The 23,827-nt window shown below is 61.6% G+C and carries 24 protein-coding genes; 11 read left to right on the top strand and 13 right to left on the bottom strand.

Features of this window, described 5'->3' with window-relative positions:
• Positions 1-203: hypothetical protein (locus J8I87_RS36235; RefSeq protein ID WP_209937139.1), on the top strand; the 203-nt coding region annotated here is incomplete at its 5' end.
• Here the strand turns inward: J8I87_RS36235 and J8I87_RS36230 are convergent.
• Positions 175-978 (bottom strand): MetQ/NlpA family ABC transporter substrate-binding protein, encoded by an 804-nt coding sequence (locus J8I87_RS36230; protein WP_209937138.1) that lies wholly within the window; start codon positions 976-978, stop codon positions 175-177. The two genes, J8I87_RS36235 and J8I87_RS36230, sit on opposite strands and share 29 nt — an antisense overlap.
• A 303-nt stretch (positions 979-1,281) precedes the next feature.
• Between J8I87_RS36230 and J8I87_RS36225 the strand changes: the two genes are divergently transcribed.
• On the top strand, positions 1,282-2,454 hold the full coding sequence (locus tag J8I87_RS36225; protein WP_209937137.1) for a porin: 1,173 nt from the start codon (positions 1,282-1,284) through the stop codon (positions 2,452-2,454).
• 166 nt (positions 2,455-2,620) lie between these two features.
• Here J8I87_RS36225 and J8I87_RS36220 read toward each other — a convergent pair whose 3' ends face one another.
• The 5 genes from J8I87_RS36220 to J8I87_RS36200 form a co-directional block, all read right to left on the bottom strand.
• Complete coding sequence (locus J8I87_RS36220; protein ID WP_209937135.1) at positions 2,621-2,848, bottom strand: hypothetical protein; 228 nt, start codon at positions 2,846-2,848, stop codon at positions 2,621-2,623.
• Between the two features lie 176 nt (positions 2,849-3,024).
• Positions 3,025-4,392 carry an MFS transporter gene (locus tag J8I87_RS36215; protein ID WP_209937134.1) on the bottom strand — a complete coding sequence of 456 codons (1,368 nt, stop codon included), beginning with the start codon at positions 4,390-4,392 and terminating at the stop codon, positions 3,025-3,027.
• A gap of 72 nt (positions 4,393-4,464) precedes the next feature.
• Positions 4,465-5,787, bottom strand: coding sequence for a fumarylacetoacetase (gene fahA / locus J8I87_RS36210; protein WP_209937133.1), 1,323 nt, complete (start codon positions 5,785-5,787; stop codon positions 4,465-4,467).
• A complete protein-coding gene (locus tag J8I87_RS36205; protein ID WP_209937132.1) occupies positions 5,777-7,009 on the bottom strand; it encodes a CaiB/BaiF CoA-transferase family protein in 1,233 nt (410 codons plus the stop codon). Before J8I87_RS36205 ends, fahA begins: the two co-directional genes overlap by 11 nt.
• Before the next feature lie 2 nt (positions 7,010-7,011).
• A complete protein-coding gene (locus J8I87_RS36200) occupies positions 7,012-7,776 on the bottom strand; it encodes an enoyl-CoA hydratase/isomerase family protein (RefSeq protein ID WP_209937131.1) in 765 nt (254 codons plus the stop codon).
• A gap of 367 nt (positions 7,777-8,143) precedes the next feature.
• On the opposite strand from J8I87_RS36200, the gene J8I87_RS36195 reads away from it, so the two are divergent.
• Positions 8,144-8,803 (top strand): TetR/AcrR family transcriptional regulator, encoded by a 660-nt coding sequence (locus J8I87_RS36195; protein WP_245254403.1) that lies wholly within the window; start codon positions 8,144-8,146, stop codon positions 8,801-8,803.
• A gap of 56 nt (positions 8,804-8,859) precedes the next feature.
• Here the strand turns inward: J8I87_RS36195 and J8I87_RS36190 are convergent, their stop codons facing one another.
• Complete coding sequence (locus J8I87_RS36190; RefSeq protein WP_209937128.1) at positions 8,860-9,261, bottom strand: tautomerase family protein; 402 nt, start codon at positions 9,259-9,261, stop codon at positions 8,860-8,862.
• A 79-nt stretch (positions 9,262-9,340) separates the two neighbouring features.
• Positions 9,341-10,255, bottom strand: coding sequence for an alpha/beta hydrolase (locus tag J8I87_RS36185; RefSeq protein ID WP_209937127.1), 915 nt, complete (start codon positions 10,253-10,255; stop codon positions 9,341-9,343).
• An 83-nt stretch (positions 10,256-10,338) separates the two neighbouring features.
• Here J8I87_RS36185 and J8I87_RS36180 point away from each other — a divergent pair, with 83 nt between their 5' ends.
• From J8I87_RS36180 to J8I87_RS36165, 4 genes are all read left to right on the top strand, one after another.
• Positions 10,339-11,139 carry an alpha/beta hydrolase gene (locus J8I87_RS36180; RefSeq protein WP_313067987.1) on the top strand — a complete coding sequence of 267 codons (801 nt, stop codon included), beginning with the start codon at positions 10,339-10,341 and terminating at the stop codon, positions 11,137-11,139.
• 95 nt (positions 11,140-11,234) lie between these two features.
• On the top strand, positions 11,235-11,711 hold the full coding sequence (locus tag J8I87_RS36175) for a MarR family winged helix-turn-helix transcriptional regulator (RefSeq protein WP_209937126.1): 477 nt from the start codon (positions 11,235-11,237) through the stop codon (positions 11,709-11,711).
• A gap of 33 nt (positions 11,712-11,744) precedes the next feature.
• A complete protein-coding gene (locus J8I87_RS36170; RefSeq protein ID WP_209937125.1) occupies positions 11,745-12,173 on the top strand; it encodes a nuclear transport factor 2 family protein in 429 nt (142 codons plus the stop codon).
• Positions 12,174-12,215: 42 nt separating this feature from the next.
• Positions 12,216-12,665 (top strand): MaoC family dehydratase, encoded by a 450-nt coding sequence (locus J8I87_RS36165; RefSeq protein ID WP_209937124.1) that lies wholly within the window; start codon positions 12,216-12,218, stop codon positions 12,663-12,665.
• Positions 12,666-12,754: 89 nt separating this feature from the next.
• Here J8I87_RS36165 and J8I87_RS36160 read toward each other — a convergent pair whose 3' ends face one another.
• Positions 12,755-13,993 (bottom strand): CaiB/BaiF CoA transferase family protein, encoded by a 1,239-nt coding sequence (locus tag J8I87_RS36160; protein ID WP_209937123.1) that lies wholly within the window; start codon positions 13,991-13,993, stop codon positions 12,755-12,757.
• Positions 13,994-14,180: 187 nt separating this feature from the next.
• Here J8I87_RS36160 and J8I87_RS36155 point away from each other — a divergent pair, with 187 nt between their 5' ends.
• Positions 14,181-15,092, top strand: a complete 912-nt coding sequence (locus J8I87_RS36155; protein ID WP_209937122.1) for a LysR family transcriptional regulator — start codon at positions 14,181-14,183, stop codon at positions 15,090-15,092.
• Between the two features lie 7 nt (positions 15,093-15,099).
• Here the strand turns inward: J8I87_RS36155 and J8I87_RS36150 are convergent, their stop codons facing one another.
• Both J8I87_RS36150 and J8I87_RS36145 read right to left on the bottom strand, forming a co-directional pair.
• The gene (locus tag J8I87_RS36150) at positions 15,100-16,068 is read right to left on the bottom strand and encodes a threo-3-hydroxy-L-aspartate ammonia-lyase (protein ID WP_209937120.1); all 969 of its coding nucleotides are present in this window, start codon (positions 16,066-16,068) and stop codon (positions 15,100-15,102) included.
• 148 nt (positions 16,069-16,216) lie between these two features.
• Positions 16,217-16,849, bottom strand: coding sequence for a transcriptional regulator (locus tag J8I87_RS36145; protein WP_209937141.1), 633 nt, complete (start codon positions 16,847-16,849; stop codon positions 16,217-16,219).
• Between the two features lie 144 nt (positions 16,850-16,993).
• Between J8I87_RS36145 and J8I87_RS36140 the strand changes: the two genes are divergently transcribed.
• The 3 genes from J8I87_RS36140 to J8I87_RS36130 all read left to right on the top strand — a co-directional run bounded on the left by J8I87_RS36140 (position 16,994) and on the right by J8I87_RS36130 (position 22,466).
• On the top strand, positions 16,994-17,734 hold the full coding sequence (locus J8I87_RS36140; protein WP_209937119.1) for a carbonic anhydrase family protein: 741 nt from the start codon (positions 16,994-16,996) through the stop codon (positions 17,732-17,734).
• A gap of 565 nt (positions 17,735-18,299) precedes the next feature.
• Positions 18,300-20,222, top strand: a complete 1,923-nt coding sequence (locus J8I87_RS36135; RefSeq protein ID WP_209937118.1) for an SMP-30/gluconolaconase/LRE-like region family protein — start codon at positions 18,300-18,302, stop codon at positions 20,220-20,222.
• A gap of 282 nt (positions 20,223-20,504) precedes the next feature.
• Positions 20,505-22,466, top strand: coding sequence for an alkaline phosphatase family protein (locus J8I87_RS36130; RefSeq protein ID WP_209937117.1), 1,962 nt, complete (start codon positions 20,505-20,507; stop codon positions 22,464-22,466).
• A gap of 390 nt (positions 22,467-22,856) precedes the next feature.
• On the opposite strand, the gene J8I87_RS36125 is transcribed toward J8I87_RS36130, so the two are convergent.
• The gene (locus tag J8I87_RS36125) at positions 22,857-23,348 is read right to left on the bottom strand and encodes a c-type cytochrome (protein ID WP_209937116.1); all 492 of its coding nucleotides are present in this window, start codon (positions 23,346-23,348) and stop codon (positions 22,857-22,859) included.
• Entirely contained in the window at positions 23,349-23,738 is a 390-nt protein-coding gene (locus J8I87_RS36120) for a hypothetical protein (RefSeq protein WP_313067979.1), read from the bottom strand. It abuts the gene before it with no gap.
• Positions 23,739-23,827: the final 89 nt, after the last annotated feature.

Genomic DNA, 23,827 nt, shown 5'->3' with positions numbered 1-23,827 from the left:
AAGTAGGTGCCGCCCCGCACAGGGGCGACGCCCGCGCCGCGAGGCGCATCGCGGATGCCAGCGAAAGCGGCAAAACAAATCGCATCGCGGATGCCAGCGATAGCGGCAAAAACAAATCGCATCGCGGATGCCAGCGAACGGCAAAGCAAACCACCAGCGTCGCAGACAAAAAAATCAAAACGCCGGCACGATGGCCCCTTTAAACTGCCCATCGATAAACTTGCGCACATCCTCCGATTCATACGCAGCGACGAGCTTCTTCACCCACGGCTTATCGCGATCCTGCGCGCGCACCGCAATCAGATTCGCGTACGGCCCCTTGAGATCTTCAATTCCAATCGCGTCTTTCGTCGGCGACAGCCCCGCCTTCACCGCGTAATCGGTATTGATCGACGCAGCATCGAGATCGCCGAGCGCGCGCGGCAATTGTGCAGCATCGAGTTCAATTAGCTTGATCTTCTTTGGATTATCAGCGACATCCAACGGCGTCGCGTTCACGCCATTCGCGCCGACGCCCGCCTTCAGCCTGATCGCCCCATACTTCTGCAACAGCAGCAGCGCACGGTTGCCGTTCGAAGGGTCGTTCTGGATGCCGACCTTCGCCCCCTCCGGCAAATCCTTCAGCGACTTGAACTTCTTCGAATAGAAACCCATCGGCGATGTATACGTGAGACCGACGTTGACGATCCTGTAGCCGCGCTGCCTGATCTGGCTGTCGAGAAACGGCTGATGCTGGAAACCGTTCGCATCGAGATCGCCCGCATCGAGCGCGGCATTTGGCTGCACATAATCGTTAAATTCGATCACCTTGAGCTGGAGCCCCTCGCGTGCGGCTACCTTCGTCACGACCGACCAGATCTGCGCGTCCGGTCCGCTCATCGTGCCGACCTTGAGCACCTTGTCCTCGGCATGCGCGAAAGGCGCGGCGAGCGCCGCGGCCAGTGCGATGAAATGAGTGATAAAAGTTCTGCGCTGCATGCTGTTCCCCGGATTCGCGTTCGTCACGCATCGTTAAAGAGTGGGAACGCATCGTCGCATGTTGCGCACGCGGCACTAAACAATTGTTTTTCATACGCATATCAGGCGCACGGCGCACAGCTATACACAGATTTGCACGCAACCCTTTTGTGCGCTAACCAAATGCTGTCGCATTTGCACTACATATTCACTAAAAACCTTAGCTGTCATATTCCTTTCCCTTCTCCTCGCCACATTTGCGCCCGTCGCGCGACCGGCCCAAGAGCAGGCTCGCGATTGCTACTTTTCAATCCGGAGAAAGCCTTGAAGAAGAAAGTATTTACCACCGCTCTACTCGCCTCGGCATTTGCAGGCACCGCACACGCACAAAGCAGCGCCACGCTGTACGGCATCATCGACGCTGGTATCAGCTACGCGAATCACTCGAAGAACGCAGCAGGCGGCAGCGACAAGCTGTTCAAGTACGACGACGGCGTCGCACAAGGCAGCCGCTGGGGCTTGCGCGGCGGCGAAGACCTGGGCGGCGGCCTGAAGGCGCTGTTCGTGCTCGAAAGCGGCTTCAATAGCGGCAACGGCACGTCGGGCCAGGGCGGCGCGTTGTTCGGCCGTCAGGCATTCGTCGGTGTGTCGAAGGATGGTATCGGCTCGCTGACGCTCGGCCGTCAATACTCGTTCTCGACCGACTACCTCGGCGGCAGCTATTCGACGGGCGCCCTGACGGTTGCCGGCAACTACGCCTACCACATCAACGACGTCGACCAGCTGACGTCGAGCCGCATCAACAACTCGGTCAAGTTCAGCAGCGCGAACTTCGCGGGCTTCACGTTCGGCGCGATGTACGGCTTCTCGAATCAGGCTGGCGCATTCGGCGGCGCACCGGCAACGGGCACGGCGGCAGCGCCCGTCGCTGGCTCGTCGCGTGCGTACAGCTTCGGCCTGAACTACGCGAACGGCCCGATCGGCGTCGGCGCGGCGTATACGGACATCCGCTTCCCGAGCCAGGCTACGCCGGCATTCCCGACGACGATCGCCAACGTCAGCACGGGCACCGTGCGCGACCTGCGTACGTTCGGCTTCGGCGGCCGCTACATCATCGGACCGGCAACACTCTTCGCACTGTGGACGAACACGCACTTCGAGCCGATCTCGGGCGCCTCCACGACGTACAACAACTACGAAGGCGGCGCAAAGTACGCGTTCACGGCAGCGCTGACGGGTGGCCTCGGCTACACGTACTCGCGTCTGTCGGGCGCGACGACGGGCCACTTCAACCAGGTGGACGCAAGCGTCGACTACGCACTGTCGAAGCGCACCGATGTCTATGCGCTCGCCATCTACCAGGACGCGTCCGGCAAAACGGCGACGGGTGCGCCGATTCAGGCTCAGATCGGTTCGTCGACGTCGTACTTCAACACGTCCGGCTCGGGCTCGCAGAACCAGCTCGCGTTGCGCGTCGGGATGCGCCACAAGTTCTAAGCTGTGTCGCGGCGAGGCGCGTTGGGCCGCCTCGCCCGCAAGCGGACGAACTGGCAGGCGCCCCGCTCGCGGGGCGTTTTTCATGCGCGCGGCAAACGGGCCGCGATATAGCCCGCACCACGCGTTGCATCACGACACGGCAAACGGCGATTCACGCCCGCGCCATTCAATCCTCCGACACGAATATCCGCACATCTCCATTCGGTGTCGGCATCGTGAAGTCGCACGTGCGCCCGGCGCGAACATCGAACAACAGACGGTCGAGCAGTTCGAGCCGCGCCGCCTTTTCGCCGTCCGTCATGTCGGCGACCTCAGCCGAATCCTTGAGCAATGCCTGCCGCGCAGTCATGATGCGCGCGACAGCACTCGATCGCGATACGAAAACTTCTTCCATGTCGGGTACTTCCTTCCGCCGCGGCCACATGGAAAGCCATTTCTCATGCCGCGCCAGCTACGTTCATAAAATTCCGTGCGCCATTGTGACGGCGCACGGTGATTTTATGGGCAAGCGGGAATCCTTGCCGCGACGCTGGCACGGCGCCGCCATATCTGGCGGATTTCAGGCGGATTTCAGGCGGGCTTTTCTTCCGTCATCGCGGCGCTCGCCGGCTGTTTGCGCACGAGTAGCGGAATGCCCACGATCAGGATCACGGCCGCGAGCGCCTGCACCACTGCCGCCGTGACGAAGCCGCTGGTATAGGTGCCCGACATGTCGCGCACGTAGCCCGTCAACGAAGGCGTCAGAAAGCCCGCGACATTGGCGATCGAACTGATGAGCGGCACGCCCAGCGCCGCCGCCTTGCCGCGCAGGAAACGCACGGGAATCTGCCAGAACAGCGAAATGCCCGCGCCGGTTCCGGCGAGCGCGAGGACCAGCGTGACGAATGTGGCGGACCGGCTGCTATGCCAGACGAAGACGAGCACCAGCAGACTCGCGACGCTGATGAGCGACGCAACCGCGCAATGCCAGCGGACATCCCGATAGCGGCTGGCAAGCGTCGAGATCGCGATATTGCCGAGCGCGCCCAGCACGCAGATCACTGCAATCGCGTTGCCGATCTCCGTGTATCCGCCGAATCCCGCTTCGTGCAGGATAGTCGGCATGAAGAAGCTCAACGCCGCGTTGGCGGCCAGAATGCAGAAATAGATCGCGGACAGCACCCAGATCACGGGATTCGCGAACCATGACGACGCGTGCACGGCGGGCGCAGCCGTACGCTCGCCGTCCGCGTCGAGATCGTGCTGCACGAGGCGGCGCTGTTGCGCCGTCAGCCAGCGCGCCGCCCCCGGTCCATCGGGAAGCACCGCTAGCGCGAGCACGCCCATCACGACAGTCGGCACGGCCTGGATCAGAAACATCCAGCGCCAGCCCGCGACGCCGCCAAGCCCGCTCATATGCTGTAGCACGACGCCGCCGCTCAGGCCGACGGCGACGGTCGAGCAGATCGCCGCCGAATGAAAGATGCTGAAATTGCGCGTGCGCCGTTTGGCGGGGAACCACGCGTTCATGTAGAGGATCACGCCCGGATAGAAGCCCGCTTCGAATGCGCCGAGCAGAAAGCGAAGCACATAGAACATTCCCACGCTCTTGACGAACATCATCGCGACACTCGTCATGCCCCAGCCCAACGCGATCGCGGCAAGGGTCCGGCGTGCGCCGATGCGTTGCTGAACCATCGAGCTCGGCACGCCGAACAGCACATAGCCGAGAAAGAACAGTCCCGCGCCGAAGCCGTAGACCGTCTCGCTGAAACGAAGATCTGACAGCATCTGCAGCTTGGCGAACGCCACGTTCGCGCGGTCGACCCACGCCAGCATCCACAGGGCGAACAGGATCGGCATGATCCGCCACTCTGCTGCCCGGTAGGCACCGCGCAGCGCGCGATGATCTGAATCGTGTGTTGCGCCTACGGCATCTGATTCGAATAACGCATTCATCCATTCGTCTCCTGATCGACATGCCCGGGTCTTTTGCCTGGTCGGCCCAAGGTCTCGTCAGCCCGAGTCCAGTCAGTCCCATTTCGCGGCAAGGACTTCTCCGCGGCTTTCTCCAAACCCGATCCGTGCGTATCCGTCGCGCTCGCACCAGCCGCGCATCACGACGACGTCGCCGTCTTCGAGAAACGAGCGCGTCTCGCCTGTTGGCAGCGGGATGGGCGCAGTCCCGCCTTGCGTCAGTTCGATGAGCGCGCCCGCTTCCTGCGGCGTCGGACCCGAGATGGTCCCGCTGCCCAGCAGATCGCCGCTGCGAAGATTGCAGCCGTTTATCGTGTGATGCGCGACCATCTGGCCGATCGTCCAGTACTGGTGACGAAAGTTCGTGCGCGACAGGCGGGTCGGCGGGATGCCGTTGTGCCGGTGCGCGGCCGTCTCGAGCGCGACTTCCAGTTGAATGTCGAGCGCGCCCGTTTCGAACGTATCCGGCGACGACAGATACGCAAGCGGCGGCGGATCGCCCGCAGCGCGCGTCCACGGCGCGCGATACGGCGCGAGCGCTTCCATCGTGACGATCCATGGCGACAGCGTGGTCGCGAAGTTCTTCGCGAGAAACGGGCCGAGCGGGAACGACTCCCACGACTGGATATCGCGCGCCGACCAGTCGTTGAGCAGGCACAGACCGAACACATGCCCGTCCGCCGAGCCGACGGGAATGCGCGCGCCCTGCTCATTGCCCACGCCGATGAAGATGCCGAGTTCCAGCTCGTAGTCGAGTCGGGCGCAGGGTCCGATCTCAGGTTCGCGCTTGCCCGCCGCGATGCGCTGCCCGTGCGGCCGACGCACCTGCTGCCCGCTTACGCCGATGCTCGATACGCGTCCGTGATACGCGACGGGCATCCACTGGAAATTCGGCGACAACGCGCCGTCCGGCCGCAACAGCGCGGCGATGTTGCGCGCGTGGTCGATCGACGTGTAGAAGTCCGTGTAGTCGCCGATCTGCGCGGGCAGCGCATACTGCGCGTCGGACTGCGGCACGAGGCACGGCCTGAGTGCGGCGACCCGCGCGCTGTCCGCGTGCTGGCCGAACAGCGCGAACAGCGCGTGCCGCAACGCGCGCCACGCTTGCCGTCCCATGCCGAAGAAGCCGTTCAACGTCGGCTGCGCACACGCGTCGCCAGCCTGCGCAGCGAGCCCCGAGAGCACGCCGGCTTCGGCGAGTGCGCCTAGGTCGATTACCTGGTCGCCGAGCGCGACACCGCCTCGAAAGCGCTCGGCCGTGCCCGCGCGCTTAAAGACGCCGAACGGCAGGTTCTGCAGTGGAAAAGGCGTGTCGCTGCGATTCGCCGACTCGAGCCAGCTCTTCGCCGCGACGTCGTGCGTGTGATCAAGCTTCATCGAACGCTCCGCGCAGGCTGCGGCGGCTCAGCAGGATCTTGCGCTTCCTGAGTTCCTCGATCAGCGCGGGATCGACGTTGCGCTCTTCGAGCAACTCGACGTTGTGCTCGCCCTGAAAGGCCGGGATGCCAGGCGGCGGCAACGTCGCGCCGCTGAAGCGCCACGGCGGTCCGGGCATGCGCATGGTGCCGCCCTCGCGATCGTCCACTTCCACGATCGCGCCCCACGCCTGCGCCCATTCGGACTCCGCCAGCTCGCTCGTGGTGCGCACGACGCCGATCGCAAGCCCCTGCTCGCTGACCTGTGCCTGCAGTTCCTCCAGATCGGTGAACGTGAGAATCCAGGCGCGGACTTCGGCGAGCAACGCATCGAGGTTCTGGCGCCGCAGCGGCGCGCTGGCAAAGCGCGGATCGAGCAGCAGGTCCGTGCGACGCATCATCGAACAGAAGCGGACGAACATCGGCGAGTAGATCGGGCTCGCCGCGATCGTGACCTGGCGTCCGTCGGGCAGCCTGAAGATATGAGACTCCGGCGCGCTCAGCGCGGGCGGCTCGCCTTTCGTATCGACGCCGCAAAGCTGGGCGCCCGCGCGTTCGTTGACGGCCAGCATCGTCGCCGCCATCGATACATCGACATGCTGTCCTTCACCCGTGCGGTTGCGGTGCTGCAACGCGGCCAGCACTGCGATGACGCCATGCAGCCCCGTATAGACGTCCGCGTGACTGCATGCATCGTTTCTCAGTTCATCGCCATACCCGTAGTGCTCGCGCAAGATGTCCGTGAGTCCCGTTTCCGCCTGCACCGTCGGCGCGAACGCGGGGCGGTTGCGCCACGGTCCCGTCTGGCCATAGCCGCTCATCGATACATACACGACCGACGGATTGAACTCGCGCACCTGTTCATAACCCAGGCCGAAGCGGGTCAGCGTGCCGGGCCGGAAATTCTCGACGATCACGTCGGCCTCGCGGCACAGATCGGCGACGATCGCGCGGGCCTCCGGCCAGTTCAGGTCGAGACTTAGATTGCGCTTGCCCGCGTTTTGCTGCGCGTAATAGACCGACATCGTGCCGATGTGCGGCACGCCGCCGCGTCCCGAGTCGCCGCCTGGCGGCTCGATCTTGAGCACTTCGGCGCCCAGGTCGCGCAGCGTTTTCGTGCAAAGCGGCCCCGCGAGCACGCGCGTGAAATCGATGACCTTCAGTCCGTCGAGAGGAGCGCCCATGATCAGTTCCCCTCAAACACGGCCGAGCCCGGACCGGTCTTCGCGAATGCGGCGAGTCCGCGCTTCTGGTCCGCGCTCGCCCACATCATGTTGTTGGTCTCCGTCTGTTGCGCGTCCGCGCCTGCGATGCCGTGACGCGCTGACAGATTGGCGAGCGTCTTGATCCCCTTGAGCGCAACCGTAGGACCGGACGCGAGCTGGCGCGCCCACGACATCGAGACCGCCGGCAATTCCGACTCCGACGTCACGAGGTTGATTGCGCCCCAGCGCTCGAGCGTCGCGGGATCGTGACGCCGGCCGAACATCGCCATTTCCTTCGCCCGCGCGGGACCCACGCGCTGCACGACGCGTTGCACGCCGCCAAGCAACGGCAGCAGGCCAAGCGACGACTCCGCCATGCCGAAGAATGCGGTATCGGCGGCCACGATCATGTCGCAGGTCAACGCGAGCTCGAAGCCGCCTCCGAGCGCGCCGCCGTGAACGGCCGCAACGGAAGGCAGCGGGACGTTTTCGAGCGCATCGAGCAACGCTTCGAGTCCCGCCTGATCGCGGCGCCGGCCGCCGCCCGCAAAACCGGCGACGTCGGCGCCCGCGCAAAAGTGGCGCATGCCGCTGCGCAACAGGATCGACCGGCAGCCTTGCTCGACTGCCTGGCTGAATGCGTTCACCAGATCTGTCAGGAACGCATCCTCGATCAGGTTATGGGGCGGCTTCGACATCGTGACGACGCCGACGGCGCCGTCCTTTTCAAACAAGACATGGCTCATGGGTTGCCCTGCATCAGGAGCCCGGCACGATGCCGGGCATCGGTTAATCCGCTACCGCTAAAAATAGGAATCCGAATTATATGCCGGGTCGCATGTCGCGAAATCATTGTCGCGACACGACTCAAACGCTTTTCAAACAACCCGGCTTGCGATCAATGGTAACAGTGTTAACTTAGATTCAAACCAGGGTAATCCCGCGCGTTTTTCGTGCTTCATCGGCAGCGTGGGCAGACCAGGGCATCCGCATTGCAAGCACGGAATATGCACGCCTATAATTGCCTGCCATATGCGACTTATCTGCAGCGATATCGTGAGTCCGAAACCGTCTACGTCTGTCCCCTACCATCATGGAAACCTGCGTCAGGCCTTGATCGACGAGGGTCGTCGCGCGCTCGAGGAAGTCGGCGCTCATGAATTGAGCCTGCGGCATCTTGCGCGCGCCGTCGGCGTATCGGAGGCCGCGCCTTCGCGGCATTTCGCGGGAAAGGAAGGATTGCTCGCCGCCATCGCGGCCGATGGATGGCGCGATCTCGCAGCGCGGCGCGGGGAAATCCAGACGTCCGGCGACACGGCGATGACGAAGGCCTACCGCATGATGCAGGCGTATGTCGAATTCGCGCGAAGCCACAAGGGACTCTTCGACCTGATGGTCGGGCCGCGCATCGTCGCGCGAGACTCTTATCCGGAACTCACGGAGGAAGGCATCAAGTCGTTCCGGCTGTTCGCCGCCTCCGTCGAACAGGCTGCGCTGGAATGCGACTGGCCACAGCGCGCGCTTACGCTCGTCACGCTCGCGGCATGGAGCATGGAGCACGGCGTCGCCACGCTCATTCTCTCCGACCGGGTTCCTCGGCCCGACATACCCGTCAATATCGACCACATGATTCACTTCTCGATCAGCATGTTTTTAAGCGCGGTCGAGGCAGGGCCCGCACACCTCCAAAACGTGCTCAACCAGTTGCCCACCGCTGGCTTCGCGAGCGAAAGGAAATCGCCCGCAAAATCGGCAAAAGGGCTCGCAGTGTAGAACCAACCCGCGCGCGTGGCCTCACGCGCGCGCCGACGTCTGCTGCTAACGTTCGCTCACCACCTCGGCGCACCATCCGCCAGCTGCGCAACGCCTCGACCGAACGAAAAGTTCTCATTCGGCACAGGCACGAGCGCGATGAACACATCGTCGGGCGATACGCCGACGTCCCGCTGCAGCAGACGCGTAATGGTGGCCAACAGAGCCTTCTTGTCCGACGAAGGACGATGCGCGCCGAGCAGAACCGTCACGATCATCGCGTTCTGCGTTCGCTCCATGTCCATGAAGGTGGGATCGATGAACAGTTCGTCATCGCCATGTTCGCTGATCATGATGAACCGGTCGCCTTTCGGGATATTCAGCGCTTCAACCAGCGACTGATTGAGCGCGTTACCCATTGCGATCTTCTGCTCTCTGGAAAAACGGCCTTTGGGAATGTGAGCGTGAAATACGGGCATGTGTATCCTCCGTGTGCCTCGGGTGATTGCAATACCGCTTGAATGCCGCTTGATACCGCTTGATCTCGCTTGATCTGTTCTAAGCCCCGCGTGCAGCGCTGCCGACAAGATGTTCTCTGAACCAGCTCACTGCTGCGCCGCTGGACAAATCGAATGCTGCGTCGTAGGGATCGAAATGATTGCCCGGCACCAGCACGAGACGCTTGGGTTCGAGCGCGCGTTCGTAGGCCTCCAGTTCGAGATCCGTCATCGTTACGCGGTCGTCGCGGGCGACGATCATCATCAACGGCGTCGGCGAAATCCGGCTTACCCATGTGCCCGGCTCGTACATGCTCGCGGCAAAGCTCGACCGGATGGTCACCGTGTTGTTCCATGACGCGCCGTTCAGCTCCCGCATGTAAAACGCGATGGCTTCGGGCGAACGATACGCGGCAGGCACGTTCGCATCCGCGCTCACTACTTGCTGCCGCCGTGGAGGCGATCCGTGATGTTGTTCGCGCAGGTCATCCGTCAACGATGCAAGAAAGCCCGGCATCGCATCGGGAGAAACCCGACGCCTGATCTGCTCAAACCCGCTAATCGTCGGCAACTGCGATACGACGCATTTCACGCGCCGATCGGTGGCGGCAAGCACGAGCGCGTGACCTCCGCTAAAGCTCGTTCCCCAGATGCCGATACGATCCGGGTCGACCTCGGGCCTCGCTTCCAGCCACGTGATCGCGCGACGCCAGTCCGCAATCTGCGCCCACGGATCGATGTCCTGACGCGGTTCGCCTTCGCTCGCACCGAAATTCCGATGATCGTGAACGAGCACCACGAACCCCGCCTGCGCAAAAGCAGTCGCAAAGCGTTCGAGTCCATGCTCCTTCACGCCCGCGAAGCCGTGACACATGGATATCGCCGCGCGACGCTCATTTCCCGGCGGGACGAACAGCCAGCCGCGCAAAGTCACTCCGCCTTCGCCGGCAAACTGTATGTCAGTCCTGCTGACCATGCTCACCTCTTCTTTACATTACGTTGATATGCGCATATTATGACCCACAGGATGGTTTGACAAGCACCAGGAAAGGAGACGCCGTGACGAGATCGGATATCGCAAATGCTTCGCGTCAGATGGAATTCGATGCACTGATATTCGTGCATGGTTTTCTCGACAGTCACGCGGTCTGGAATCAACTGATCAATGCATTGCCCCCGTCTTCCATTCCGATTATTGCGCCCGACCTGCGGGGCGCGGGCAAACGGCGCGACGAGGACAGCGAATGCACGTTGCAACAGGCCGTCTCGGACATTGCGCGATTGCTCGATGAGTTGCAGTTGTCGCGGGTCGCCTTGGTCGGGCACAGCATGGGCGCGCAGATCGCAGAACTGGTTGCCGTGGAACGCGCGGCACAGGTGGCGTCACTGACACTGATTACACCGACGCCGCTGCGCGGAAACACCCTACCCGATGAAGTGCGCGACCTTTTGCGCGAAAGCGGCGACGATCCCGTGGCACAGCGAAAAATCCGCGCGGCGTTCTCGACGAATCTGTCCAACGCTCAACTCGACGCATTGGCCGCGACACACCTGCTGATGCACAAGGCAACCGTACGCCAGTACTACGACGCGTTCACGCAAGGCGACGCGCGCGGGAACGTGCCGTGCGCATATCGCGGACCTGTGCTGGTGATCGGCGCACAGGACGATCCCGTGATTACGCGCGACCAGGTCGCCGCATCCTGCCGGGAACGCTTTCCGGCCGCGGATTTCCGCATCGTGACGAACTCCGGGCACTGGCCGCATTTGGAGCAGCCGGCGCACACGGCACAATTGCTCGCGCGCCATCTTGGATGGACGAGGGCTCAGGCGGTCCAGGCCGAAAGCGCGATGCAATAGCAACCATCCGTCGAGCCCGCGTCAGGCCGGCTTTGTTCGAAGCGAACCGGTTAAGCGTATATTTCCGACTTCGACTGAACATAAGTGAATGCGACATGCCAACGCACAAAGAGTTTGTGGAAGACATCGATGGCCGCTGCAATTGCCTTGCCGCACGCAAGGCATCGCGGTATTTGACGGCGGCCTACGATCAGGCGCTCAGCCCGGCAAATCTGCGGGCCACGCAGTTCTCGATCCTGTACAAGCTCGCCAAGGACGGACCGCTCACCATCGGCGAACTGGCGGACGCCATGGCGATGGACCGCACCACGTTGTCGTCGAACCTGAAACCACTCGAACGCGACGGACTGCTCGAAATGGTGCCGGGCCAGGATCGCCGCGTGAAGATGGTCGTGATTACCAAAGATGGACTATCCCGCTATCGCATGGCCTTACCACTGTGGCAAGCGGTTCAGCAGGACTTCGAAGGCAGTTACGGAGAGAAGCGCGCTGAACAGTTGCGCAATTCGCTGCGCAATGTACTAAGCAGCGGGTTTACTCCATGGGCGGAAGGCGATGGCGGTTCCGCCTAGACAAGTTTGATTATTCACCACAGGAGACGAAACATGCGACATCCACAAGTTGTTGAGGCGTGCAAGAAGGCATTTACGGGATTCGAGCGCAATGACAAATCCGACCTTGTACCCTTGCTTGCGGATGACGTCGTCTTTGAGTTTTCGGACTCGCTGCCATACGGCGGAACTTATCATGGCAAAGAAGAATTCCTCGCGTTCTGGAAGCACGTGTATCGGAAGTGGGAGTACCTCAATTACGATGCGAGAGCAGTACTTGAAGCAGAGGATTACGTAATTGTCCCCGTCATTGTTCGCGCAAAGGCCAAGAACGGCTTTTCAATGGAAAATGAACATCTCTTTCTGTTCCAGGTGCGCGACGGCCGCATCGTCCACGGACGACTCTATGCGGACACAGCACGGGGACGGGACATCCTCGAAGACAGGCCGCCCAGGCACTTTCCGAAGCTGATCATCGACTGAGTGACGAATACGGCGAGCCGGGCTTATCGAGGAGTGAAAGTGATGACAGAGCTTTTGTATCTGGACGATCTGGCAGTGGGCATGCAATTCCAGTCGCCCACCTTTGCGGTGACGGAAGCCGACATCAAGCGCTTTGCGTCGGAGTTCGACCAGCAGCCCTTCCATCTCGACGATGCGGCAGCGAAGACGACGTTCTTTGGAGGCCTGGCCGCGAGCGGCTGGCATACGGCCGCGATCACGATGCGCCTGTTGACATCGGGTGGTTTGCCGCTCGCCGGCGGCATCATCGGGATGAGCGTCGAGCTCGCGTGGGTCAAGCCGGTGCGGCCCGGCGATGTGCTGCATGTCATCAGCACCGTGCAGGAAGTGCGACGCTCGAAGTCCAAGCCTCAGCAGGGCGTCGCGACTGTCTTGTCCGAGACGGTCGATACATCGGGCGACACCGTGCAGCGTCTCGTGTCGAAGTTGCTCGTCACGGCACGCGACGCCTGAACGCATTGCATCGACTCCGCACTGTCGAGCCCCGCGTATCGCCGCGGGGTTCGAGCTCCCGGGCTCGACCTCTTTTCCGGCCGCGCAAATCAGATGATTTTCCCGGCACGGAGCGCTTCGATTTCCGATGTGGCCATATCCAGCCAGTCATCGAGCACCTCTTCCGTGTGCTCGCCGAGTGTCGGCGGAAACTGCCGATATTGAACGGGCGATTCGGACAGACGGATCGGATTGGCGACCAGCGCGGCGTGCTTCGTCACCGGATGCGTCATCTCGATGCGCATGTTGTGCGACTGAACGTGGGGGTCCGCGAACACCTTGTCGAGACTGTTGATGGGACCGCACGGCACGCCCGCCGCTTCCATGATGGCGATCCACTCATTCGTGTCGCGGTTGACCGTGACGCTGCGAATCATCGCGATCAATTCGTCCCTGTGCTTGACCCGTTGCGGATTGCGCGAGAAGCGCTCGTCGCCGGCCCATTCCGGCCTGCCCAGTGCCGCGCAGAAGTTCGCGAACTGGTGGTCGTTGCCGACTGCGATGATCATGTAGCCATCGGCCGTCGGAAAGTCCTGATACGGCACGATGCTCGGATGAGCATTCCCCATCCGCTGCGGCACCACGCCGCCAACGAGAAAGTTGGCCGCCTGATTGGCGAGACATGCGATCTGCACGTCGAGCAACGCGAGATCGATATGCTGCCCCTTGCCCGTGCGCTCGCGATGCGTCAGCGCCGCCTGAATCGCGACCGTCGCATACAGTCCTGTCATCACATCCGTCAGCGCGACGCCTACTTTCATCGGCCCTTCGCCTTGCGTTCCATCGGCGCGCCCGGTAAGGCTCATCAAGCCGCCCATGCCTTGCATCAGGAAGTCGTAGCCCGCGCGCGCCGCGTAGGGGCCCGTCTGACCAAAGCCCGTGATCGAGCAATAGACGAGACGCGGGTTCACGTCGCCGAGACTGGCGTAATCGAGACCATACTGGCTGAGGCCGCCGACCTTGAAGTTCTCGATGAGCACGTCCGCCTTGCTGGCCAGTTGCCTGATGAGTTGCTGGCCTTCGGGCTGGCTCAGATCGATCGTAATCGAGCGTTTGTTGCGATTCGCGCTGAGGTAGTAAGCCGACTCCCCTGTCGCGTTGCCGGCGGAGTCCGTCGACCACGGCGGCCCCCAGGCTCGCGTATCGTCACCCGCGCCGGGTCGTTCGACCTTGATGACGTCTGCGCCGAGATCGGCCAGCAACTGGCCGGCCCAGGGACCCGCCAGCACGCGGGAAAGGTCGAGGACGCGCAATCCATCGAGTGCGCCACGCTGGGATGTCTCGTTCATGTTTGTCCGGAAGCGGAAATGCCTGTCATGTCGCGCGTCGATCCTGTGCACACAGCGCATTTCGGGCTCGACGAGTGGAATCATGTCCGCAAATCTATCCGGCAATGTCATATGGTACAAACGATTTGTTCGCATCGACCTGTGCGAAAATCGCACAGATCAGCCGTCAACCGCGCGAGTGAATTCAATGCGCCGAAAAATCCCTTCAACCGCTGCGCTGTCCGCATTCGAGGCCGCAGCGCGCCATCAGAGCTTCACCAAGGCAGCCGACGAGCTCGCCGTCACGCAAAGCGCGATATGCCGGCAGATTGCGTCGCTGGAAGACTTTCTCGGCGTCAAGCTGTTCAGGCGCGACCGGCGCGGCGTCGCGCTGACGGAAGCGGGGGCGACGTACAGCCGCAAAGTGGCGGCGCGTCTAAACGAAGTCGAGCGCGACACGCTGGAACTCATGACACGACGCGGCCACGGCGGCACGCTCGAACTTGCGGTCGTGCCGACGTTCGCGACGAAATGGCTACTGCCGAGAATGCCGCTCTTTATCGATGAGCACCCGGACATCACGATCAATCTGACGTCACGCACACGTCCGTTCCTTTTCGATGACACGGAATTCGATGCGGCGATTCACGCAGGCACCGCGACCTGGCCCGGAACGGAAGGACAGTTCCTGATGCGCGAGAGTCTGATCGCCGTGTGCAGCCCGCATCTCATCGCGCCGCGCAAAAAATTGACGGCGGCGGACTGGCGGCGCTTTCCTTTATTGCAGCAAAGCACGCGGCCTTATGCGTGGCGCGAGTGGTTTGCGTCTCGTGACATGGTGGTCGATGGCGACATGTCAGGACCGAAGTTCGAGCTGTTCTCGATGCTCGCCGAGGCCGCGATTCACGGCATGGGTGTCGCACTCATACCCCGCCTGCTGATCGACGACGAGTTGCGCCGCGGCGTCCTGATTCCGGCGACAACGCATGAATATCTGAGCGACCGTGCGTACTACCTCATATCGCCGGAGCACAAGTCCGATAATCCTGCGTTGCTCGTGTTTCGCGACTGGGTCGAGCAACAGGCGCGCCAATACCGGGAAGCCGCGGGATTGGGATAGTCACTCACTAAGCTGAAAGAAACTCGGCGAACTTCTGCACGTCGACGTTGCCGCCGCTGATCAACACGCCGATGCGCTTGCCTTTGAGCTTATCCTTCATCTGGCGTGCGGCGGCGAAGCCCAGACAACCCGTCGGTTCAACGACCATTTTCATCCGTGCAGCAAAGAAGCGCATGCATTCGACGAGTTCCGCGTCGCTTGCGGTGAGCACATCGTTGACGTCGCGCTGAATGATGGGAAAGGTGTACTCGCCCAGATGCTGCGTCTGCGCGCCATCGGCGATCGTTTTGGGTGTTTCGATGTGGACGATCTTTCCGCAGCGGAAAGACCGCTGCCCGTCGTTGCCCGCCTCAGGCTCGACGGCGTACAGCGCGCATCCGGGCGACAGCGCGCGCGTCGCGAGCGCGGAGCCCGACAACAGCCCGCCTCCGCCCAGCGGAACGAAGAACGCGTCGAGTGGCCCGACTTCGTCGAACAGCTCCTTCGCAGCCGTGCCCTGCCCGGCGAGCACGTCGGGATGATCGTAAGGCGGAATCAGCGTCAGCCCATGCTTCTGCGCGAGATCGCGGCCGATCTGCTCGCGGTCCTCCTTGTAGCGGTCATAGATGACGACGTTGCCGCCATAGCCTTTGGTCGCTTCCACCTTGATCTGCGGCGCGTCGTGAGGCATCACGATCGTCGCCGGCATGTCGAGCAGACGCGCCGACAACGCCACGGCCTGCGCATGGTTTCCCGACGAGAACGCGACGACGCCATGACGACGCTGCTCATCGTCGAATTTCGACAGTGCATTGAACGCGCCGCGAAACTTGAATGCGCCCATGCGCTGGAAGTTCTCGCACTTGAAAAACACTTGCGCGCCGAATGCTTCGTTGACGGTTCGCGACGTCATGACGGGCGTACGATGCGCGACGCCTTCGATGCGCTTCGACGCCGCGACGACGTCGTCATAGGTGGGCAAAGGGAGCTTGGTCATGGCAGCTATCCGTAGTTGAACGACGCAGGCATGAGGATCGCGGGCGCGCTGCCTGGCGGATTGGATGCCATTGTGATTAGACACATTGTCTATGTCAATACATTTTGTAAATTTGGCGCCGGGGGTCCAACCAGCCGCCAATCCGCCGTCATTTCGTATCGTTGTAGACGGTGGCCCGCGAAACGCCCAAATGACCGGCGATGATTTCCATCGACCTGCGGACCTCCAGGAAGCCTGCCTGTTTCAATTCCTGCATCAACGCCCGGCGCTGGTCCGTCCTCAGCGCCTGCGGCGTGGTCGCGAGCGACACTGCGTAGCGGTCGATGCGCTCCCTGATCGCTTCCGCATTCGCGGGATCAAGCGATTCCTTCGCGCCGACGCCGGACGCGGCGCAGAACTGCTCCAGGATGTTCTGGATGCCACGGAACAGATTCAGATCCACGTTCAGGCACAACGCGGCGATATAGCGGCCCGTCGAATCCTTGATGCCCACCGACGTGCTTTTCGCCCGGCGGCCATCGGCGAACTGGTTCGGATAGTTGGTCAGCAGTTGCGGATACGCGTCGTCAGCAATGCGCGCAAGTCCCAGTTCCGTCGTCGGATCGCCGACGGAGCGCCCGGACAAGTTGTTGTGAATGGCGAGAATCGAATGGCTGGGATCGCGCAGGTCATGCACGACGACTTCGCAAAACGGAGCGAACGTCTGCCCCAGACCCTCGGCGATCTGCTTCATCTGATCGAGAAGCGACTCCTGCTCCCGTTCCAAAGCGCTTTTTCTCATGGTAGACGTTTTATCTAAAGTTAACAGGAGTGTACAAGCAATCGCCGCCACCGGTTCAATTCATTTCTCTTGATCCCGACCGGGCATGGCCTATATTTCGACTCATGCGTGATGCATCAACCGCCGACAACGAGTGAGCCCGTCATGAGCGATACGTATGAATACCCGGCGCAGAACAACCATGCGGGCCGCCGGCGCTTTCTCAAGCTGACGGGCACTGCGGCACTGGCAGGGCTTGCCCAGGGCGTTCTCGTGCCGGCGCGCGCCGACGCGTTGACGAAGGAACAGCGCGATCGTTTGACGCCGCAGCAGATCGTCGAGGAGATGAAACGCGGTAACGCGCGATTCCAGAAGGGCGAGAGAAAGCCTCGCAACTACTTGCGCGAGCAGCGGGCGAGCGCGTCCGGACAGTATCCCGCAGCCGTATTGCTGAGCTGCATCGATTCGCGCGCGCCTGCCGAAGTGATCATGGATCTGGGCATCGGCGACATCTTCAATTGCCGCGTCGCGGGGAACGTCGAGAATAGCGACATCCTCGGCAGCATGGAGTTCGCATGCAAGGTCGCCGGCGCAAAGGTGGTCGTCGTGATGGGCCACACATCTTGCGGCGCGATCAAGGGCGCCATCGCCAATGTCGAGTTGGGCAATCTCACCGGCTTGCTCGACAAGATCAAACCCGCGGTGCAGGCAACCAACTATAGCGGCGAGCGTACCGCGACGAACTACGCGTTCGTGGACGCCGTTGCGCGCAAGAACGTCGAGTTGACCATCGCGGACATTCGGCACGACAGTCCCGTGCTAGCGGAACTGGAAAGCCAGGGCGCCATCGAGATCGTCGGCTCGATGTACAACCTGGGGACGGGCGCACTTGAGTTCTTCAGCTGATCGGCGATATCGGCCTACGTGACGCGAGAAAGCAAAGCGACGCGTCGATGTGACGCTCTGGCGCAAGCACGGCGCCGCGATTCGACGTCAGGCACGTCAGGATCGTGCCGCCCGTTGACTGGAATTTTCGCTAGTTGAGTGGATTTCTCCAGCGCCCCAGCGGCCTTGAAAAAATCGGATGTGCTCATCGGCTGGGTTGCGAACTCCGCTACCACGCAGTCGAAAAGCAGAAAGAAAAAGCCGCACATCACTTCAAGTCTTTGGTGTTTCCGCCGATATCCAGTTCAGATCTGCAAGACGCGTACACATCTGCGGCTCGCCTTGCAAGGAAGCGCAAGCAACCACATAGCGCAGCGCTTTGCCTCCTGGCCTCACGATGTCATGCCGGGCGACCGTGCGATACGACATGGGTCAGATCACACATTCACTCAACGACAAAACTGTCGCGCGGTTCGCGTGGATTTCGCACTTCTGCGCCGCTCCTTCGGATGGCTCTCGGCAATCTGGAAAACTCGATCGAGTACGTCACCCGGACAGTCAGACGCAAAGCAGCAAAGCATATCTAATGAAAAAGAAACGAAGCTTCTTTACCTGTCTCGCCGCAACGCTAATTGCCGCAACCTCGCCGGATTGTCTGGCAGCGTATACGACGGACTGGTTGGCAAATACATACGGGACCAATTCCACTCGGGTGGGCAGCGTCGCACGGTCGATGTGGGTAGCGCCCGAGGGCATCATCTATACGGCTTCCATGTGGGACGAAAATGAGGGCGGTGTTGCAATATACGCGAACGGTCAAAGCATCGCGTCCATAGGGGGACACGGCGAGTTTCAGGGCAACGCCATTACGGGCAATGCCATGTCAATCTTCGCTGCCCTTCAATATAGCGCGGCCTATGGCAGCGGTACGGTGGGTCGCTACGATCGAACCAGTCGTGCCCGCGATCTGCTTATCCCCGTCAGCGCGACAACGACCGAGAAGCGAGCCGATGTCATCACGGGACTCGCGACGTGGGGCTCGCTCCTGTATGCGAGCGACTTCCCGGGTAATCGTGTCCGGGTCTACACCACGGCTGGCGTCTGGCAGACGGATATCAACGTCTCAGGCCCCGGCGCACTCGCCGTGGATGGGTCGGGCAATATCTGGGTAGCACAGAAGAGCGCGGGCTCCATCCTCGAATTCGATTCTTCAGGCAGGCCGCTAAACGCGATCCAGATGTCCACGGCCTCCCTACCCTCCGCGCTGTATTTCGATGCGGCAACTGGCCGACTCATGGTCGGCGACCAGGGCCCCGACATGAACATCAAGATCTACAACATCTCGGGCGCTCCATATCTCGTCGGCACGTTTGGTATTCAGGGCGGCTACCTCGACACGACGGCGGGTATCAAAGGCCAGGTCGGCGACAAGCGGTTCACGCGCGTCACGGGTATCGGCAAGGACTCCGCCGGCAACCTGTATGTACTCAACAACCCATGGGGCGGCACCTGGGACCTCGGCCGCGACGGCGGCACAGACATTCACGCGTACGATCGCTACAACCGCCTGCAATGGACGCTTCAGTCTCTCAACTTCGAGGGGGTCGCCGCGCCCGACCCTGGTACAGACGGCGGCTATTTTTATGGAGGCACCAACATCTACACGGGCTCCGCTGGCGGAATCTTCGTCGCGAACACGGTTGACCCGATCGGCTATCCGTCCGATCCACGACTCAACATCAACGACCTCGGACGCGGTGAGCACTTCGGTCAACTCGCTGTCGTCGGCGCAAACCGGATTCTTGTGGCGGCCGGCCAGAATCCCGATAGCTTCTACTTCTTCCACTTCAACGCTGCGAATGGCTACATTGCGATACCGGATGCCACGCTTCCGGGGACCGCGTTCAATACAGCTGCGAGGATCAGGAACGGATTCTGCCTCGACAGCAATGGGGACGTCTGGGCCGGTTTGGACAAGACAAACGCCATCTGGCACTACCCGCTGACCGGCTTTGACGCGACCGGCAAACCGACATGGGGACCGGGGATTCCAACGCCGATTCCGGCCACGATCGCACCATTGACGCGAATCATCTACCTGCCGGAAAGCGACACGATGATCCTCGCGCAAGGCATTCCCGGGAGCACGGACTGGACGTCGATCGGGTCGCGAGTCGAGGTGTATCACGGCTGGCGCGCCGGCAATAACACCATGCCCAATCCGGTGATCAACATCAGCAGCCCCAATCCCAAATCGATTTCGGCAGCGGGCAACTATCTGTTTGTCGGATACGTGCACACGGTACCGAACATCGATGCCTTCAATCTCAACACAGGCAGCCTGGACGCGACATTGAACAACAGCAGCCCCGATACCGTGTACGTTGGCAACGACATCGATTCGATGTATGGCCTGAGATCGTACCGTCGGTCAACGGGTGAATACGTCATTACGAAAGACAACTACAACGGTTCCAGTGTCGTTGTTTATCGTTGGGCACCGTATTAAAGAACGACAAGATAAAGGCAATGAATAACCGTGGGCTCGCGGGATTGCGCGCACACCGTCGTCCGCAGGGGCAGTGCCGGGGCGAATCATGCAAAGGGAATAAGAGAAAGTCATTTGTTAGCCAATTCACACATGATCGACTTCTTTTTGCCGCTATATCGTCATTGCCACCCTTTAATTTCTTTCCGTCGTAACGCTTCGTAAGAGAGGCAGCGTCTCCACGCAAGAGACTGCCCGTCGTTTCCACACGCCACATCACCGCTTGCTCATTCGGGTAACGTCATGGAGGCGTTCGTGAAAGATATTGTCAACGCAATTGCTTCATCAACACTTAAAGGCGGCCTGCTTCGCGGCGCCATTTCCGCCGCGCTTGTCTCGGCCATCTCGCCAGCCGTCGCGCAGAGCCAGCAGCTGGCTGCAGCGGCAGTGAACACCGCGTCGCCGATCAAGCACGTCATCGTGATCGTGGGCGAGAACCGCACGTTCGATCACATATTCGGCGCTTACACGCCGCGCCGGGGGCAAACGATCTCGAACCTGCTATCCAAGGGCATTATCACGGCCGACGGCCGCCCCGGACCGAACTTCGCGCTGGCCGCGCAATACAACGCCAGTGCGACGGACCCGAAGCGCTTCGAGATGGCGCCTGGCGGCAAACAGCCGTATACGGTGCTGCCGGCACCGAATACGGGCGGCACGGCAAGCACACCGAGCGATACCAGCCCGCCTCCGTTCGCCACGCTTGCCACGGCGCAGGCCATCGAGGGCTCAATGATCGAGCCTTGGGATGTCGTGCACCTGACCACGGGTGCGAGCGGCTTGCCGCAGCATAGCGTCGATACGCGCTTCGGCTCGAACACGTACAACCTGCCCAACGGACCGTATCAGATCTCGCGCGTCGGTCCCGACTACGACCAGTACATCAACAGCCCGGTGCACCGCTTCTACCAGAATTGGCAACAGGCCGATTGCAGCATCGATCACGCCACGCTCGATAATCCGAGCGGTTGCCAGATGGATCTGTTCGCGTGGGTTGAAACGTCGGTGGGCGCCGGCTCCAACGGCAAGCCGCAGCCCGCGAACTTCAGCGACCAGACGACGGGTGAAGGAGCGACGGCACTCGGCTATTACAACGTGAATACCGGCGACATGCCGTATTTCACGCATCTCGCGCGCCAATTCACGATCAGCGATAACTATCATCAGCCGGTGATGGGCGGCACGGGCGCGAACAGCATCATGATCGGCACGGCCGATGCGCTCTACTACACGGACGGCAACGGCAATGCCGCGACGCCGCCGGCGGACCAGATCGAGAATCCACGGCCGCAGCCGAACACTAACAACTGGTACACGCAGGACGGCTATTCGGGCGGCTCGTACAGCAACTGCTCGGACAGTCATCAGCCCGGTGTCGGCGCGCTACGCCACTATCTGGATCGCTTGCCGTACAAGCCGCAGGAGAAGTGCGCGCCGAACACGTATTACCTGCTGAACAACTACAACCCCGGCTATAACGGCGACGGCACGGTCAATACGAGTCCCTTCACGATCCCGCCGTCGCCGGTGCGGACCATCGCCGATACGCTGATCGAAAAGAACATCTCATGGAAGTACTACGGCGAAGGCTGGAATACGTTTGTAAAGACGCCCGCCACGAGTGTCTACTGCAATATCTGCAACCCGTTCCTGTATGAAACCGCGATCATGACGAACCCCGCGCTCGTCAACGCGCACCTGCAGGACACGATCGATCTGTACACGGACATTGCGAACGGTACGCTGCCGGCCGTGTCGTTCGTGAAGCCGGGCGGTCTGCTCGACGGGCACCCGGAGTCGTCGAAGTTCGGGCTCTTTGAATCGTTCGTGCACAAGCTGGTCGACAAGGTGCAGCGCGACCCGAGCCTGTGGGCCTCGACGGCGATCCTGATCACGACGGACGAAGGCGGCGGCTACTACGACTCAGGCTACATCCAGCCACTCGATTTCTTCGGCGACGGCCCGCGCATTCCGATGATCGTCGTGTCGCCATACTCGCGTGGCGGACGTGTCGTGCATCAATACGCGGATCACGTGTCGATCGTGAAATTCATCGAACGCAACTGGCATCTGAAGCCGATCACGCATAGAAGCCGCGATAATCTGCCGAATCCCATCCAGTTGCAGACGCATCCGTATGTGCCCGTCAATGCGCCTGCCATCGGCGACCTGTTCGATGCGTTCGAGTTTCCGCGCACACCCTGACGGTGCGGCATTGAAGGCAGGGCCGAAGCGGCCCTGCCAAGCTGAAAGATTGCACCGCGCAGCGGGTTGGCGCGCGGCTTTTTGTTCGTGTTCGCCGCCGCGCGATCCCGCGAAGCAGCAGGCGGTATGGATAACATTGCGCCAGCGCGTGTTCCCGGCCGTGTCTCGATTGAACGCGGATTGAACTCACGCGGCCCGCTAGCGCGCCAACATAAAAGGAGCAAGTGCGGTGAGCATTGCTCACGCGTTGTGCACGATGTCGACGGCAACCGCATTTGTTGTCGGTTCGACGGGACAGGCGCACGCAGCAGGCGCGGCATCGCAGGACATGCCCACGGTCACGCCAGAATCGTTCGGCGCCGCTCGTGCAGCTTCTGCCGGTTGCGATGGTCAGCAGCCGAGCCGGCTCGGACTATCGCTTCGGAGGCCGCGGGTCGGCGGGGATGGTGCCGTCGGCACGGCCGAGAAAAGACGGTAAATATCGCCAATGTGCGCAGCAACGAGGGGGTTGTCGCGATATGCGGGCATCCCGCGGGACGGCTTACCGTCCAGGACCATGCGGACAAACAGCTCACGGCTCTGTGCGCGCGCGTACACGACAATCGACGGCGCCGCCAGCCCCTCATAGTCCTTGCCATGACAGCGGGCGCAGTCGACGATGCGCAGGGTACGCCAGGCATTGACAATGGCGTCATCGGCCGGTTGCGAACCTGCACGCCCGGTGTCCGCATCGTGCAGTGTCGGCACCGCAATCACGGCAACGGCTACTATCGTGCAGCACCTTGACACGATCGGCGTCAATGCCGGCGCTTTTCGACAGGGCTGCGCGGCGAGCCAATGTATGCCATCGCTGGCGAGTGCATGTTCGGGGTCTGCGCGCATTCAATGGTAAGTCGTCTTAGACGACTGCAGCTTCGTCAACACGCCGCCTTTGAACCGGAACCAGCCCTGCGAGCTTTGCATTACGACTTCATCGTCTTGCCAGAACACGCGCTTGACGGTCATGCGCTTACCCGACCGCTGCACGAGCGGCGGATGATGACGAAAGTCGTACAGCACCGGGCCCGCATCGGTCTGCACCAGCGTGCGCTCAACCATGTGATCTACGTTGCCGACGTCATCGAAATGCGCGAGCGAGTTCGCGCCGAAGCGATCGAAAATTTCCTTGTCGAGCATTCCGGCGAACTGGCGGTCGACGCGCACGAATTGCAGTTCGCCTGAAGGCGTGACGAGCGGGCCGGGAGCGATGCTTTGCGCACGAACGCAAGCCACGAAACAGGTGGCTGCAAACCCAGCGAGGAAACATCGTCATCTCATGTTTTCCCTTGCAATCAGCCATATCCCCGACGACGGAGCACGAT

It is taken from the genome of Paraburkholderia sp. LEh10 (assembly GCF_017814945.1).
GTDB lineage: Bacteria > Pseudomonadota > Gammaproteobacteria > Burkholderiales > Burkholderiaceae > Paraburkholderia.
This window is presented reverse-complemented; position numbering and strand designations above follow the sequence as displayed.